We start from the raw sequence: 15,201 nt of genomic DNA, 5'->3' as shown, positions 1-15,201 counted from the left end.
ACTCCTGTGCGCCCCCGTCCCCCGCGCCGGGCGGGCGTCCCGCCCGCCCGCCCGGCGTCCGGAACGGGGGCGCCGTGGCCCCCTCAGCCCTCGTCGCCCCGCCCGGTCCCCGGGCCCTCCCCCGGTGCGGACCGCGGTGCGGACTGCGGTGCCAGTTGCGGAACGTGACGGCCCGTCGGGTCGGCCAGGAGGCGGCGGGGGTCGGCCGCCCGGGTGATGGCCGACTCGACGGCGGCGATGCGGTCGCCGAGGAGGGCGAGGGCGGCCACCGCGCGGGCCAGGGCGTCCTGGTCCGCGCCGCCCGGGGCCCGGGTGCGGACGTGGGCGGCCTTCACCTCGGCCCACCGGTCGGCCCGGTCACCGGTGAGCGTGCCGCGCAGCTCGGCGAGCTTCAGCAGGCTCGCCTCGGCGCCGGTGGTGAGGGTCTGCGCCTCGGCCGCGTAGTGGTCCTCGACGACGGCGGCGAGTTCGGCGTCGTTCATCACGGGCTGGATCCGCTGGGCGATCTTGTTCATGTTGCGGTAGGAGCCCTGGAGCCGGAACGGCGGCTCGGCGCGCGCGTCGTCGGACTGGGCGGCGGAGGCGATGTAGGCCGCGTTGACCGCGAGGACCGTCCGGCGGGCGGTGAGCAGGTGGCGCAGCACGGCCAGGATCCGGTCCAGCTCGGTGGGGGCGTAGGGGTGGACGAGCCGGTCGGGGCGGGCCGTGGGGTCGCCCTCGGCGAGGCGGATCAGCAGGTCGAGGTCGGCGCGGTCGCGGCCGGCGAGCGGGGCGAGCACCGGGTTGGCGGTGAGCGCGTTCTCCAGGAAGCTGAGCGCGAAGACGTCCTCCTTGCCGGTGAGGACGTCGCCGAGGTTCCACACGTCGGCGCGGTTGGCCAGCATGTCGGGCACCCGGAACGCCTCGCCCGACTCGGTGTAGGGGTTGCCGGCCATGCAGACGGCGAACCGCTTGCCCCGCAGGTCGTAGGTGCGCGGCTCGCCCTCCCACACGCCCTCCACCCGGCGCGTGGCGTCGCACAACGGGATGAACTTCTGCAGCAGTTCGGGCGAGGTGTGCTGGATGTCGTCGAGGTACAGGAGGGTGTTGCCGCCGGCGGCCAGCGCGAAGTTGATCTTCTCGATCTCCTGGCGCGCGGTGGCGTTCGGCGCCTCGGCGGGGTCCAGCGAGGTGACGGTGTGACCGAGCGCCGGGCCGCTGATCTTCACCAGGATCAGGCCGAGCCGGTGGGCCACGTACTCCATCAGGGTCGTCTTGCCGTAACCGGGCGGGGAGACGAGCAGCAGCAGGCCGCCGGTGCCGGTGCGGCCGGACTCGCCCGTGGTGCCGAGCTGCTTGGCGAGGCTGTCGCCGATCAGCGGCAGGTAGACCTCGTCGACCAGGCGGTTGCGGACGAACGTCGCCATCACCCGCGGCCGGTGGTCGTCCAGCCGCAGCCGCGTCCGCTCGGCGGCCACGAGGGCGGCGCGCCGGCGCTGGAAGGCGCGGAACGCGGGGACGCCGCGCTCCCTGAACTCCGCGGTGCGGGCGAGGAACTCGTCCAGCCGGAGGGTGAGGCGGCGGTCGGTGATCCGGGGGTGGGTGCCGAGCAGCCCCTCCGCGGTGGCGGTCAGCGGCGCGTCGGACGTGTGGCGGGGCAGGTCCGGGCAGAGCTCGGCGGCCACGGCCTCGGCGAGGTCGCCGTCGGTGACGGGGGCGCCGGTGGCGGCGGTGTACGCGGACAGCCAGGCCTCGACCAGCTGCCGGCGGGCGGCCAGGCCGTCGAGGGCGGGGAGGTCCTCGTCGTAGGCCCCGGTCGGGACCGCGCCGTGGAACGCGTCGAGCAGGGAGCGGACCCGGGCGCCGATGACGAAGCCCTCGGGGCCCGTGGTCAGCTCCTCGAAGAGGTACGCGGCGCAGGCCCGCGGCCGTACGGCGGTGGCGCCGTCCCACCGCTCGACGGCCTCGGCGAGTTCCGTCCGCAGCGCGTCGAGCGCGGGCGGCGGACCGAAGGCGTCGCGGACCCGGGCCAGGGAGCGGGCGCGGCGGGTGAGGTCGGCGCGTTCCTCGGCCGTGGTGCCGTGCGCCCAGTACAGCAGGGCGTGGGCGCGGGCGGCGGGCTCGTGGCGCAGGGGCCCGGCGCCGTCGTACAGGGGCAGCAGGGCCTGGAGGATCACGGTGGCGTCGTGGTCGTGGACGCCCCGCTCGTGCCCCTCGTCGTACGCTTCCTCGGCGGCCCGGCGGACCAGCGCGGCGAGGTCGTCGGCGCCGGCCAGGGCGGCGGCGCCGTGCTCGTGCAGCAGCCGGGCGGCGAGGTGCTCGGCGCGGTAGACCTCGGGCGACTCGGACGGCAGGTGCCGGTTCCCCAGGGAGCGGTCGGCGAGGAGGGCGGGGTCGGTGACGGGGGCGCGGTAGTCCGTGCCGGTGAGGGCGAGGGCGAGGCCGTCGCCGTGCGGGACGACGGTGAGGTCGACGGGCTGGGTGCTGACGGCGAAGCGGTGGCCGCCGAGGCGGATGGTGCGGCCGCCGTCCGCGTAGAGGTCGGCGCGGTCGCGCAGGGCGCGGGTGGCTTCCTGCCGGGCGGAGCGCAGCCGTCCGTCGAGCTCCTCGGCCCGCACGCGGTCGCCGAGTCCGCGCAGTTCGTCCGCGGTGCGGCGGACCTTGGTGACGAGCGGGTCGGAGGCGAAGTAGGTGCTCACCGCGTCGGTGTCGGCGAGCGCGGCACAGCGCCGGGTGATCGTCTCCAGCACGCGGTCGGCGGCGGACGCGAGCTGTTCGGCGCGACGGGCGCGGGCGTCGGTGAGGCTCTGCTTGCGCGCGGAGAACGCCTCGTAGATCTCGGTGCGCCGGTCCGCGAGTTCGCCGAGGACGTCGTCGAACTCGGCGAACCGGGACTCCAGCGTCTCGAGCTGGGTGAGCACGTGCGTCAGCCGCTCGTCGCAGGCCTCGGGGTCGTCCGCCGCCGCGAGCGCGCCGGTGACCGTCTGGCCGAGCAGGGCGAGTTCGGCGGCGAACCCGGCACGCGCCTCCCGGTCGAGGAGTCCGCGGCGGCGGGCGTCGAGGGTGGCGCGGGCGCGGTTGACGCCGCCCAGGGCCTCGGCGACCCGTTCCAGGACCGCGGTGCGGACGGTGGCGTCGCCGATGTCGAGGCCGGCGACGACCTCGGTCACCGTGCGCAGTCCGTCGGCGAGTTCCTCCAGGCGGGCGGTGACCGGGCCGGCCTCGGCGGCGGTGGTGATCGACTCGGCGTCGGCGACGAGCCGTTCGACGTCGGCGTGGTGCCGGGCGAAGGCGTCCTCCCGGGCCAGGAAGGCGACCGCGCGCCGGCCGAAGGAGGCGAGGTCCGTCTCGGCCCGGGCGGCCAGGTCGTCGATGCGGGCGCGGTCCGCGTACCGCATGTCCTTCAGGGTCAGCAAGTGGCCCTGGGCGTGGCGCAGTTCGGTCAGGCCCGTGACCCAGGCGGCGGCCTCGCGGGGCTGCTCGCCGCGCAGCCGGCGCACCACCGAGGCGATCCGGTCCGCCGCCTCCTCCAGCGCGTCGGCGGCCCGGCGGGTGAGGTCCCGCACGGTCTCGAACTCGACCAGCACCTGCTCGGCGGCCTCCCGCACCTGCTCCAGGGGGGTGCGCAGGTCGCCGAGTTCGTCCTCGCCCAGCCAGTGGTGGGTGTCCAGGGCGCGGACGCAGGCGGCCGCCAGGGCCGCGTACACCTCGGCGGTGGGGGTGGTCTCGGTGACGGAGCGGGCCAGCGACAGGCAGTCGGAGACGCCCCGTACGAGGTCGGCGTTGCCGACCCGGGCCAGCGCGCTCCCGTCGGCGGGCAGGGCGGCGGCGTGGGTGTCGGAGACGTAGGGCGAGTGCCACAGCTGGAGGGGGTGGACGCGGGCGGGTTCGTCGCCGTCGGGCCGCAGCAGGGCGAGCAGTCCGTCGTCGAACAGCGCCCAGCCGTGGCAGGTCAGCGGAGTGGCGACCGCCTCGCGGATCAGGTTGTACGACAGCAGCAGTCCGCGTCCGCGCTCGGGCGCGTGGAACGCGTACAGCACGTCCTCGCCGTACGGCGAGCGCACCTCGCGCTCGAACTCCATGCCGTCGGTGTCGAGTTCGTACGTCTTGTGGGGGCCGGCGGCCAGGCAGTAGCCGCCGGGGAACACGATGCCCTGGTCCTCGGGGAGCCGGCGGCAGCCCTGTCCGATGCCGTCGAGGCGGACGACGGACCGGGTGAGGGTGTGGAAGACCAGGTAGCGGTGCGCGGTCTCCTTGTAGGGCAGGATCCGCAGCAGGATCAGGGGACCGACGCGCGCGTGGGCGATCTCGGCGTCGGCGAGGGACTGCAGGGGCTCGTCGACCGGTTCGGTGTGGATGCCCTCGGCGGTGCCGGTGTCGTTCTCGGTCTTGACGGTGAGGGTGCCGCCGAGGGTGTCGACGAAGACCTCGCCCTGGACCGAGACGTGCGGATGGCGGCCGAGGACGTGGTCCTCGCGGGTGGTGGGCGTCCAGTCGATGTCGTCCGGCGGGGCGGCCGCGTGGTCGCGGTCGCCGCGCGCGTCCAGGAACGCGGCCCGGCCGTCCTCGGACACCGACCAGCGCAGGACGCGGATGTCGCCGACCTTCTCGCCGGTCTGGAAGACGGCGAGCAGCTTGCCCTCGACCCGGCGCAGCCGCAGCAGGCGTGCCTGGCGGTAGTAGCGGTGCAGGGCGGCGAACTCGTGCAGGAAGGCGGGGTCGTCGAGCAGTCCGGGCACGGCGTCGTCGGGCAGCCGGTTCAGGGCGCGGTCGTGCGGCACGAGGACGTCGCCGACCGCGGTGTCCCCCTCCGGCCGGGGCCGGGCGCCGTAGCCGAAGAGGAGCACGTCGCCCACGGCCACGATGTCGCGGGGCACCCCGGTGCGCTCGGTGCGCAGCCGCTCGGTGCCGGTGAGGCGCAGTTCCGGGGCGCCGAACTCATCGGCCCGGCGGCGGTTCAGCGCCTCGGCGCGGCGGGCGAGTTCCGCGGCCCGGTCGGCGAGGCGGTCGCGCAGCACCTGGTAGGTGCCGGCGTCGACCGTCCCGTGGCCGCCGTCGGCGTCGGGCGTGCCGTGGAGGTCGCCGGCGCCGGGCGTCTGGCGCGGGGCCGTGTCGGCGGTCTCGTGGGTGCCGGTGGTCATGGCTGCCTCTCGGAAAGGAGCGGTCGGGAGCCGCCGTCCCCTGTGCGGCGGCTCCCGACCTGGGGGTGGTCAGGCCCTGGGGTGGCCGTTCAACGCGGCCAGCGGAGTATCCGCGAGACCCAACTCACCGGCTTTCTCGATCAGTTGCTGCAACCGATCGCTGTTGTCGGCGCCCGTGTTCATCAGCTTCATCAGCAGGGCGGAGACCGTGAGGTTCTGCACGTCGGCCGTGGAGACGGAGCCCAGGATCCGGCTCAGGTCGTCGGTGAAGCTCGCCGAGCCGTCCAGCCAGGGACCGGCGAGGGCCCGGGCGGTCTCGGAGTTCTGGACGAAGCCGTCCACGCTCTTGCCGAGCGCGATCGAGGACACCAGCCGGTCGAGGAAGACGGACTCCCCGCCGACGATGTTGATGTCCGCGTTCTCCAGCCCGGTCGCCAGGACCGTGGCCTGCGCCTCGGCGACCTGCCGCTGCACCTCCAGTCCGGCGAGCCGGACGTCCTTCTCCGCCTCCAGGCGCAGCCGGTACTCCTCGTGGCCGCGGGACGCCTCGTCGAGGGCGGCCATCGCCGCCGCCTTCTCGGTGAGGCCGGCCGCCTCCGCACGGAGCCTTCCGCCGATCGCCTCGGCCTCGGCCAGCGCCTTGGCCCGCGCCCCCTCGGCCTCGGCGCGCATCCGGGCCTCGGCGGCCTCGGCCTCGGCACGGCCCGCCTTCTCGATGACGTCGGCCTCCTTGTCGCGGACCTGGACGGCGGCCAGCCCCTCGGCCGCGGCCTCCGCCTGGACGCCCTCGGCCATCCGCAGCTTGGCCCGCGCCTCCAGGTCGGCGGTCTTCAACCGGGCCTCGGCGAGGGTGAGTTCCTCGGCCGCGCGGTGCGCGGCGGCCTGCTCGGCGGCCTCGGCGGCCTTGATGTCCTTGACGAGCTTCTCCTGCGCCTCGGCCTCCGCGGCGATGACCACGGCCTGGCGCTGCCGCTCCGCCTCCTCCACGGCCCGCAGCTTCAGGATCGACTCCTCCTGCTCGGCGACCGTGCGGTCCACCGCGACCCGCTCCCGGATGACCTCGGCGATCTCCCGCCGCTCCACCTCGAGTTCCTTCTCGGCGGCGATCCGGGTCAGTTCGGTCTCCCGGTCCCGGGCGATGACCTCCAGCAGGCGGTCCTTCTCGATGCGCTCGCTCTCGACGGCGATGACCCGCTCGCGGTTCTTGGCGGCGACGGCGACCTCACGGGCCTGGTTCTCCCGCTGCACGCCGAGCTGCTCCTCGGTGCGCAGGAAGGCGCTCTGCGCGCGCAGCCGCTCCTCCTCCACCACCCGCGCCGTCTCGGCCTCCTCGCGGGCCCGCACGGTCTCGATCTCCCGGCGCTGCTTGATCTCGGCGTCGGCCTGCCGGCGCTCCAGCTCCAGGATCGCCTCGCGCGCGTCGACGTTCTGCCGGGTGATCTCCTTCTCCTCGCCGCGCTGGGCCTCGTTGGTGCGGATGTGCTCCACGGCCGTCAGCTCGGTGATCTTGCGGATGCCCTGCGCGTCCAGGACGTTGCCCGGGTCGAGCTGGGTCAGCGGCGTCTGCTCCAGGTAGTCGATCGCGGCGTCCTCGAGGTGGTAGCCGTTCAGGTCGACGCCGATGACCTCGATGATCCGGTACCGCAGTTCCTCGCGCTTGGTGTACAGGTCGGTGAAGTCCATCTGCTTGCCGACGGTCTTCAGCGCCTCGGAGAACTTGGCGTGGAACAGCTCCTGCAGCGTGTTCCGGTCGCTGGCCCGCGCGGTGCCGACGGCCTGGGCGACCTTGATGACGTCCTCCACGGTCTTGCTGACCTTGACGAAGAACGTGATGCGGATGTCCGCGCGGATGTTGTCCCGGCAGATCAGTCCTTCCTTGCCGGCCCGGGTGATCTCGATGGTCTTCACCGAGATGTCCATCACCTCGGCCTTGTGCAGCACCGGCAGCACGACCTGCCCGGTGAAGGAGACGTCGACCTTCCGCGTCTTGGAGACGATCAGCGCCTTGCCCTGTTCCACCTTGCGGAACAGCTTGGAGAAGGCGAACAGCACGACGAGTACGAGCAGCAGGCAGACGCCGACGAACACGGCGATGCCCACGGTGGCGGCATCCATGGGACACGTCCTTCAGGGCTGATGGCTGGTCGGAAGCGGTTGGTGACGAGCCGGAACGGACAAGGACGGAAAAGACCGGAAAGGAGCGGGAGGAAGCGGGAGGAAACGAGAAGGAACGGCAAGGAACGGTTGGGTGGCGGGGCCGGCGCCCCGGGGGTCGCACAGGGGGACGAGGACGTCCCGCCGCGGGGTTCCGCCTCAGGCGGCGCGGTCGTGCGGCACGCGCGGGCGGGACCGCTCGGCCCCGTCGCGGAGCGGGTACGGTGCACCGTCCCGGTCCTCGCCGAGCGCGCGGGCGGACCGGGACGGGCCGGGTTCGTCCGGGAAGAGGCGGTGCAGCGGCCGCACGAACAGGCAGGTGAGCCGCCAGGAGACGAGCAGTGCGCCGCACGCGACGAGGGGGCGCAGCAGTCCGGCGGAGCTCTCCGGGACGGCCGCGGCCAGCAGGACGCCCGTGCCGGTGGCGAGGAGCCAGGCGAAGACCGTCAGCAGCGAGAACGCGACCGCCACCGGCACCCCGCCCATCCCGAGGGCGTCGAGATCCGCGTCGGAGTCGAAACTGCGGCTGCCGGCGACACCGGCGGCCACCAGCAGCCAGAAGCAGATCACCACGACGAGGGCGGCGGTGAACAGGAGGGTGGGCAGGCCCGCGGCGGCTTCCACGAACGTACGCATTCCGACCCCCTGTTCCGCCCGCTGCTGACTGCCGGCTTTTCGGCGGCAGCACTGCTCCCCTCCGGTTCCGGCACGGATACCTGCCGGTGCCCGGCACCAAGACCTTGCGCAGTGCTGCCCGCGGACCATCCTGCCGCAGCGGAATCCATCAGCGCATTGCCGGATCCCGGCAATGTTCCCTAGGATCTCCATGCCGACGACGCGCTAAGAGAGCGTCAAAATCGAGAGGGATGGCGTGACAGAACGGGAGATCCCGGAGGAGTATCTGAACGGCTATGCCCACATTCTGACCGAGGTCGCGGCCACGGGCAGACGCCTCACCCGGGACGAGATCGCCTCCCGGCGGGCCCTGGGCGAACGGGCCGCGGAGGCGGGCTTCGGTCTGCGCGCCCTGGTCAGGGTGCACCTGTCCGCCGCCCGCGAGGCGTGGCCCCGCGGTTCCGAATCGGCCGACGGCGCGCTCGCGGCCGTACAACAGGTGGTGGACGCCTTCGCCGAGGGCTATGAGCGGGCGCAGCGACTGGCGGTGCGTCAGGAGGAGGCGGCCCGGCGGGAGTTCATCGACGACCTGCTCTACGGCCGCAGCGACCTGGGGCGGCTCGCCGAGCGTGCCGAGCGCTTCGGGCTGCGGCTGTCCCACGAGCACGCGGTGGCCGTCGCCCGGGGGGCCGTCCCCTACGAGGAGGGCGACCCGGTGCCCCGGCAGGTGGAGCGCTCCCTCTTCTCCCGGTTCGGCAACCGCAGCATCCTGCTCACCACCAAGGACGGGCGGCTGCTGTGCATCGCCCCCGGGTACCAGGAGGACGTCCTCCTCCACTTCGCCAAGCAGGCGCACGCCGCCACCGACGGCGGACAGGTCGCCGTCGGCCGTCCGCGGTCCGGGCCCGGCGGGGTCGTCCACTCCTACGAGGAGGCGCTGAACATCCTGGAGATCGCCGAGCGGCTGGAGCTGGACGATCCGGTGCTGCGCGCCGCCGATCTGCTCGTCTACCCCGTCCTGGCCCGCGACCGCCAGGCCATGGCCGACCTGGTCCGCAACACCCTGGGCCCGCTCACCACGGCCCGCGGCGGCGCCGAGCCCCTCCTCGACACGCTCACCGCGTACTTCGACTCCGGCTGCGTCTCCGCGGAGGCGGCCCGCCGCCTCTCCCTGAGCGTGCGCGCCCTGACCTACCGTCTGGAGCGCATCCACAGGCTCACCGGCGCCAACCCCTCGGACCCGTCCCACCGTTACATGCTCCAGACGGCGGTGATCGGCGCACGCCTGCTGGAGTGGCCGGCGAACGAGCTGTGAGGGAGGGCGTGTCCGGGGCGCGGCGACCGTGCCGCCGGGCAGCGGTCACCGCCCGGCGGTCCGCGCCCGGACGGGGCGGAGCCGGCGCCGAAGACCTTCCGGGGCCCGGCGGAACTCCGGCACGGCCGGGCCCGGCGCCGGTCAGTCCTGGACCAGCGTGACGTCCTGGTGCTGCACCGCGTGGAAGGTCGGCACCAGGAGGACGCCCGAGGGGGACATCTCCAGGATCGTGGCCTCCACCCGGGCCTCGCCGGCCTTCAGCGCGCCGTCGGGCACGTTGCCGGTGTTCTCCCAGCGGTGCTCCCGGCCGTCGCACACCGCCTGGGTGCCGCCGATGGAGTGGCTCTCCGCGGACGGGCCCTGGTGCACCGCGGAGCTGATGTAGACCGACCCGGTGGCGTCGGTGCAGCGGTACGTGCCGGAGAGGGTGACGGAGTTGCCGGCGATCCGGCCCACGGAGTCCACCGTCACGGTCTCCGAGGGGGCGGCCGACGCCTCCGGGGGTGCCGCCGCGGCGGAGCCGAGCAGCAGCAGCGCGGCACCGGTCGCCACGCCGAGGACAGGGGATGCGAACATGGGGAAACCTCCCGAAGTGAGCGGATTGAGGGGTCCACCAGTACCGGGCGAGCGGGTCCGGGGCCGTCATCCTCACTCCTTCGGTGGCGAGTCCGCACCGGCCGTCGGGGAACCGTCCCGGGACGGTCCGGGATCCGTCACGTTTTCCGGCGGGCCGTTGCGATGAGTTCGCGACGCGGGCACGGTCCTCCCTGTACGACCCCTTCGGATCGTCCACACCGATGTGGAGGTGCGCCATGTGTGCCCACCAGCCTTCCTGCCGACGGACCGACTCCCCCGCCCCGCACGTGGTGGCCGCCCACCCCGAGCAGGGCTGGAGCCTGCTCTGCGACGGATCGATCGTCTTCGACGACACCGGCGAACTGCTCCCCGACGGCCGGGTGGTCGCCCCGCACCGGGCGCCCGCCGACCGCCTCGCGGTCGCCGCCTGACCCCGGCCGCACACCGCTCACCCCTCCGCGACGAACCACCGCAGCAGGGAGGCGAGGCGCTCCGGCCGGTCCTCGGCGATCAGCGTCCGGGTGTCGTTGATCTCCACCAGTCGGCCCCGCGGCAGCAGCTCGGCCAGAAGGCGGCCGTGCTCGCGGGGCATCATCCGGTCCTCGGTCGCCCAGACGACCAGCGCGGGCCGGTCGAAGTACCGCAGCCCCTGGGCGGCCTCGAGCAGTTCGGTCCGCCGGACGTGGGTCCCGTAGTGCCGCAAGTCCCGCCGGATCGCCGGGTCGGTGCGCAGGGGACGCAGCCAGCGGTCGACGATCTCGTCCGGCACGGGGCGCTTGGTGAGCGCCCCGAGGCCGACCGGCAGCCTGCGCAGCGGTTTCAGGCCCAGCACGCGGACCATGAGCGGGATGCCGCCGGGCACCCTGCAGGCCGCGGCGATCATCCTGCCGGGCAGGCCCGGCGGGTAGTTGTCGAAGGCCTCGCAGGAGATCAGCACCAGCCGCGCCAGCCGCCGCGGATGCCGGGCCGCGACCGTCTGGGCGCGTCCGCAGTCGCTCTCGACGAGGGTGACGTCCCACAGGTCCAGCCGTTGCAGGAACTCCGCGACCAGCTCGTTGACCAGGTCGGGCGTGGGCGGCCGGGTCATCGGCCTGCGGTGCGAGCCGTACGGCAGGGTCGGCGCGAGGAGCCGGTGGTCGGTCCGCAGCTCGGCGATCACCTTCCGCCAGACCGAGGCGTCGTGCACCAGGCCGTGCAGCAGGACGACGACCGGGCCCCCGCCCCCCGTGTCCTCGTACTCGACGGTGCCCGCGCTGAGCGTGATCTCCGGCATGGTGACAGGCTAGGGCGCCCCACCCTTCAGGGCAGCAGCGCGCATCCGTCGAGCTCCACCAGCGCCCGTTCGTCCCACAGCCGGACCACCTCGACGACCGCCATCGCCGGGTAGTCGCGGCCCGCCAGCTCCCGCCACCGCCGGCCGAGCTCGCGGGCGTGGGTGCGGTACGCGGCGACGTCGGTGGCGTAGACGGTGACGCGGGCCAGGTCGGCGGGGGTGCCGCCGGCCGCGCGCAGGGCGGTGAGGAGGTTGGCCAGGGCCCGCGAGAACTGCTCGGGCAGGGTGTCGCCGACCACCTTGCCGTCGCCGTCGAGGGCGGTCTGGCCGGCCAGGAACACCATCCGGGTGCCGGTGGCGACCACGGCGTGCGAGAAGCCGGCCGGCGGGGAGAGGTCGGGCGGGTTGACGCGCTCGGTGCTCACCGGTCCTCCAGACTCTTGTACAGCTCCTTGGCGACGATGCCCCGCTGGACCTCGCTCGCCCCCTCGTAGATCCGGGGCGCGCGGACCTCGCGGTAGAGGTGTTCGAGCAGGTGCCCGCGCTGCAGGGCCCGGGCGCCGTGGAGCTGGACGGCCCGGTCGACGACGTACTGCGCGGTCTCGGTGGCGAGCAGCTTCGCCATGGCGGCGCGCCGCGGGACGTCCGGCGCGCCCGCGTCGTACGCCGTGGCCGCCGCGTACACCATCAGCCGGGCCGACTCCGTGCGCAGGGCCATCTCGGCGACCTGGTGGGCGACGGACTGGAGGTCCTTCAGCCTGCCGCCGAACGCGTCCCGCCGGGCGGTGTGGTCCAGGGTCGCGTCCAGGGCCGCCTGCGCCATGCCGACCGCGAAGGCGCCGACGCTGGGGCGGAACAGGTTGAGGGTGCCCATGGCGACGCGGAAGCCGCCGTCCACCTCGCCGAGGAGGTCGTCGGCGGTCACCGGCACGGCGTCGAGGCCGAGGCTCCCGATGGGGTGCGGGGAGAGCATGTCGAGGGCGCGGCCGGTGAGGCCGGGGCGGTCGGCGGGGACCAGGAAGGCGGTGACGCCGCGGGCGCCCGCGCCGGGGGTGGTGCGGGCGAAGACGGTGTAGAGGTCGGCCTCGGGGGCGTTGGAGATCCAGCACTTCTCGCCGGTGAGCCGCCAGCGGCCGGGGCCGTCCGGGTGAGCGGCGAGCGACAGCGCCGCCGCGTCCGAGCCGGCCCCCGGCTCGCTGAGCGCGAACGCCGCGACCGCGCTGCCGTCACCCACCCGGGGGAGCCAGCGGGCGCGCTGGGCGGCGGTGCCGTGGGCGTGCACCGGGTGGGCGCCCAGGCCCTGGAGGGCGAGGGCGGTCTCCGCCTCGGTGCAGACGCGGGCCAGGGACTCCCGCATCAGGCACAGGTCGAGGGCGCCGGAGGTGAACAGCCGGGGCAGCAGGCCGAGGGCGCCGAGCTCGGCGACGAGCGGGCGGTTGACACGGCCGGGCGCACCCTTCTCGGCGAGCGGGCGCAGGCGTTCGGCGGCCAGGGCGCGCAGCTCGGCGCACCAGGTGATGTGTTCCGGTTCGAGCGAGAATGCGGTCATCGCCGGTTCCTTCCCTCGCCGCCGACCCCTCCCGAGGCTATCGCGTACCGTTGACTGCCGTCACCAACGCGATACGCTCCTGGTGCGAGCCCACCACTCCGAGGGGGCGCACCGACATGAACCCACGGGCCACCGCGCACGTCGACACCTTCGCCCGCGACCGTCTCCCGCCACCCGGACAGTGGCCCGAGCTCCGCTTCGACCTGCCGGAGCTGGCCTACCCCGAGCGGCTGAACTGCGCCGCCGAACTGCTGCACGGCCCGCCCGGCGACCGCCCCGTCTTCCGCACCCCCGACGGCGCCGACTGGACCTACGGCGAACTGCGCGCCCGGGTGGACCGGCTGGCGCACGTCCTCACCGGCGACCTCGGGGTGGTCCCCGGCAACCGGGTGCTGCTGCGCGGCCCCACCACGCCGTGGCTGGCGGCCTGCTGGCTGGCGGTGCTGAAGGCGGGCGCGATCGCCGTCACCGTGCTGGCCCAGCAGCGCCCGCACGAACTGAGCACCGTCTGCGAGATCGCCCGGGTCCGCCACGCCCTGTGCGACGTCCGGGCCGTGGACGACCTCGCCGAGGCCGGGGTCCCGGGCCTGGCGATCACCGTGTACGGCGGCGACTCCCCCGAGGACCTGCTGAACCGCCCGGCGCCCGGCACGCCCTACGCGGCCGTGGACACGGCGTCCGACGACATCGCGCTGATCGCCTTCACCTCCGGCACCACCGGGCGGCCCAAGGGCTGCATGCACTACCACCGGGACGTGCTCGCGATCGCGGACACCTTCTCCCGGCACGTCCTGCGGCCGACCGCCGACGACGTGTTCGCCGGCAGCCCCCCGCTCGGCTTCACCTTCGGCCTCGGCGGGCTCGTGGTGTTCCCGTTGCGGGCCGGGGCGAGCGCGCTGCTGCTCGAACAGGCCCGTCCCCGGCAGTTGCTGGCCGCGATCGCCGAGCACCGGGTCTCGGTGCTGTTCACCGCGCCCACGGCCTACCGCGCCATGCTCGGCGAGCTGGACGGGCACGACATCGCCTCGCTGCGCCGCTGCGTCTCGGCGGGCGAGAACCTGCCGGCCGCCACCTGGCGGGCCTGGCACGAGCGCACCGGGCTGCGCATCATCAACGGCATCGGCGCCACCGAACTGCTGCACATCTTCCTCTCCGCCGCCGACGAGCGGATCCGGCCCGGCACGACGGGAGTCCCGGTGCCCGGGTGGCAGGCGCGCGTGCAGGACGCCGAGGGCCGTCCCGTGCCGGACGGGGAGCCGGGGCTGCTCGCGGTGCGCGGGCCGATCGGCTGCCGCTACCTCGCCGATCCGCGGCAGCGGGAGTACGTGCGCGGCGGCTGGAACATCACCGGTGACACCTACGTCCGCGAGCCCGACGGCTACTTCCGGTACGTCGCCCGCGCCGACGACATGATCGTCTCGGCCGGGTACAACATCGCCGGCCCGGAGGTGGAGGAGGCCCTGCTGCGCCACCCGGACGTCGTGGAGGCGGCGGTGGTCGGGCGGCCGGACGAGGCGCGCGGCCAGGTCGTGGTGGCGTACGCGGTCCTCAGGGAGGGCGCGCGGCGGGACGCCGAGCGCCTGCGCGCCTTCGTGAAGTCCGAACTCGCGCCGTACAAGTGCCCCCGCGAGATCGTGTTCCTGGCCGCGCTGCCGCGCACGGCCACCGGCAAGCTCCAGCGGTTCCGGCTGCGCACCCCGGCCGGCACCGGAGATGACCAGGCGTGATGCCGGAGAACGGAACCGAGCGGCACCACCTAAGATGATCAACGTGTCCGACCAGCAAGACCAGCACGCCCCGAGGTCCCTCATCGTCACGCTCTACGGCGCGTACGGCCGCTTCGCGCCGGGACCGGTGCCCGTCGCCGAGCTGATCCGGCTGCTGGCCGCGGTCGGCGTGGACGCCCCCTCCGTCCGTTCCTCGGTGTCCCGGCTCAAGCGGCGCGGGCTGCTCGTCCCGGCCCGCACCGCGCAGGGCGCGGCCGGGTACGAACTCTCCCCGGACGCCCGCCAGTTGCTGGACGACGGCGACCGGCGCATCTACGCCGACGCACCGCCCGGGGACGAGGGCTGGGTGCTCGCCGTGTTCTCCGTGCCGGAGTCCGAGCGCCAGAAGCGGCACGTCCTGCGCTCCCGGCTGTCCGGCCTCGGCTTCGGAACGGCGGCGCCCGGCGTCTGGCTCGCCCCCGCGCGGCTGTACGAGGAGACGCGGCACACCCTGGAGCGCCTGCGCCTCGACACCTACGTCGACTTCTTCCGCGGCGAGCACCTCGGCTTCGCGCCCACCGCCGAGGCGGTCGCCCGCTGGTGGGACCTGGACCGGATCGCCGAGCAGCACGAGGCGTTCCTGGACCGCCACGCGCGGGTGCTGCGCGCCTGGGAGCGGCGTGCGGACACCCCGCCCGAGGAGGCCTACCGGGACTACCTCCTCGCCCTGGACTCCTGGCGCCACCTCCCCTACGCCGACCCCGGCCTGCCCGCCGCCCTGCTCCCCGCCGACTGGCCCGGCACCCGCTCGGCCGCCGTGTTCCGGGGCCTGCACGACCGTCTGCGGGACGCGGGGGCCGTGTTCGCGGGACTGTGACCGGCGGCGGGGGCGA

General features: G+C 74.5%; 11 protein-coding genes. 4 read left to right on the top strand and 7 right to left on the bottom strand.

Annotated elements, in window-relative coordinates:
* Positions 1 to 83: 83 nt before the first annotated feature.
* From CP969_RS28670 to CP969_RS28660, 3 genes are all read right to left on the bottom strand, one after another.
* Positions 84 to 5,120 (bottom strand): DNA repair ATPase, encoded by a 5,037-nt coding sequence (locus tag CP969_RS28670; RefSeq protein WP_016824276.1) that lies wholly within the window; start codon positions 5,118 to 5,120, stop codon positions 84 to 86.
* A 69-nt stretch (positions 5,121 to 5,189) separates the two neighbouring features.
* On the bottom strand, positions 5,190 to 7,235 hold the full coding sequence (locus CP969_RS28665; protein ID WP_016824277.1) for an SPFH domain-containing protein: 2,046 nt from the start codon (positions 7,233 to 7,235) through the stop codon (positions 5,190 to 5,192).
* Positions 7,236 to 7,433: 198 nt separating this feature from the next.
* Positions 7,434 to 7,910, bottom strand: a complete 477-nt coding sequence (locus CP969_RS28660; RefSeq protein WP_016824278.1) for a hypothetical protein — start codon at positions 7,908 to 7,910, stop codon at positions 7,434 to 7,436.
* 235 nt (positions 7,911 to 8,145) lie between these two features.
* Here CP969_RS28660 and CP969_RS28655 point away from each other — a divergent pair, with 235 nt between their 5' ends.
* Positions 8,146 to 9,204, top strand: coding sequence for a PucR family transcriptional regulator (locus CP969_RS28655; RefSeq protein ID WP_004982184.1), 1,059 nt, complete (start codon positions 8,146 to 8,148; stop codon positions 9,202 to 9,204).
* Between the two features lie 141 nt (positions 9,205 to 9,345).
* On the opposite strand, the gene CP969_RS28650 is transcribed toward CP969_RS28655, so the two are convergent.
* Positions 9,346 to 9,780, bottom strand: coding sequence for a DUF6299 family protein (locus CP969_RS28650; RefSeq protein ID WP_004982185.1), 435 nt, complete (start codon positions 9,778 to 9,780; stop codon positions 9,346 to 9,348).
* 236 nt (positions 9,781 to 10,016) lie between these two features.
* Between CP969_RS28650 and CP969_RS28645 the strand changes: the two genes are divergently transcribed.
* Positions 10,017 to 10,211 (top strand): DUF5999 family protein, encoded by a 195-nt coding sequence (locus CP969_RS28645; protein WP_026084806.1) that lies wholly within the window; start codon positions 10,017 to 10,019, stop codon positions 10,209 to 10,211.
* A 17-nt stretch (positions 10,212 to 10,228) separates the two neighbouring features.
* Here CP969_RS28645 and CP969_RS28640 read toward each other — a convergent pair whose 3' ends face one another.
* From CP969_RS28640 to CP969_RS28630, 3 genes are read right to left on the bottom strand one after another with little or no spacing between them, the layout of a single operon-like run.
* The gene (locus tag CP969_RS28640) at positions 10,229 to 11,053 is read right to left on the bottom strand and encodes an alpha/beta fold hydrolase (RefSeq protein ID WP_004982188.1); all 825 of its coding nucleotides are present in this window, start codon (positions 11,051 to 11,053) and stop codon (positions 10,229 to 10,231) included.
* A 26-nt stretch (positions 11,054 to 11,079) separates the two neighbouring features.
* Complete coding sequence (locus CP969_RS28635) at positions 11,080 to 11,478, bottom strand: RidA family protein (protein WP_004982192.1); 399 nt, start codon at positions 11,476 to 11,478, stop codon at positions 11,080 to 11,082.
* Positions 11,475 to 12,602, bottom strand: a complete 1,128-nt coding sequence (locus tag CP969_RS28630; RefSeq protein WP_016824280.1) for an acyl-CoA dehydrogenase family protein — start codon at positions 12,600 to 12,602, stop codon at positions 11,475 to 11,477. The genes CP969_RS28635 and CP969_RS28630 overlap by 4 nt, the downstream gene beginning before the upstream one ends.
* 116 nt (positions 12,603 to 12,718) lie before the next feature.
* Here CP969_RS28630 and CP969_RS28625 point away from each other — a divergent pair, with 116 nt between their 5' ends.
* Positions 12,719 to 14,329: an AMP-binding protein gene (locus CP969_RS28625; RefSeq protein ID WP_016824281.1), complete on the top strand. Its 1,611-nt coding sequence runs from the start codon at positions 12,719 to 12,721 to the stop codon at positions 14,327 to 14,329.
* A 34-nt stretch (positions 14,330 to 14,363) separates the two neighbouring features.
* Positions 14,364 to 15,185 carry a PaaX family transcriptional regulator gene (locus tag CP969_RS28620; protein ID WP_016824282.1) on the top strand — a complete coding sequence of 274 codons (822 nt, stop codon included), beginning with the start codon at positions 14,364 to 14,366 and terminating at the stop codon, positions 15,183 to 15,185.
* Positions 15,186 to 15,201 lie beyond the last annotated feature (16 nt).

Origin of the sequence: Streptomyces viridosporus T7A (genome assembly GCF_008704515.1) — a bacterium.
Classification (GTDB): Bacteria; Actinomycetota; Actinomycetes; order Streptomycetales; family Streptomycetaceae; genus Streptomyces; species Streptomyces viridosporus.
The sequence above is the reverse complement of the archived record's forward strand: the minus strand, read 5'-3'. Positions and strand labels throughout refer to the sequence as shown.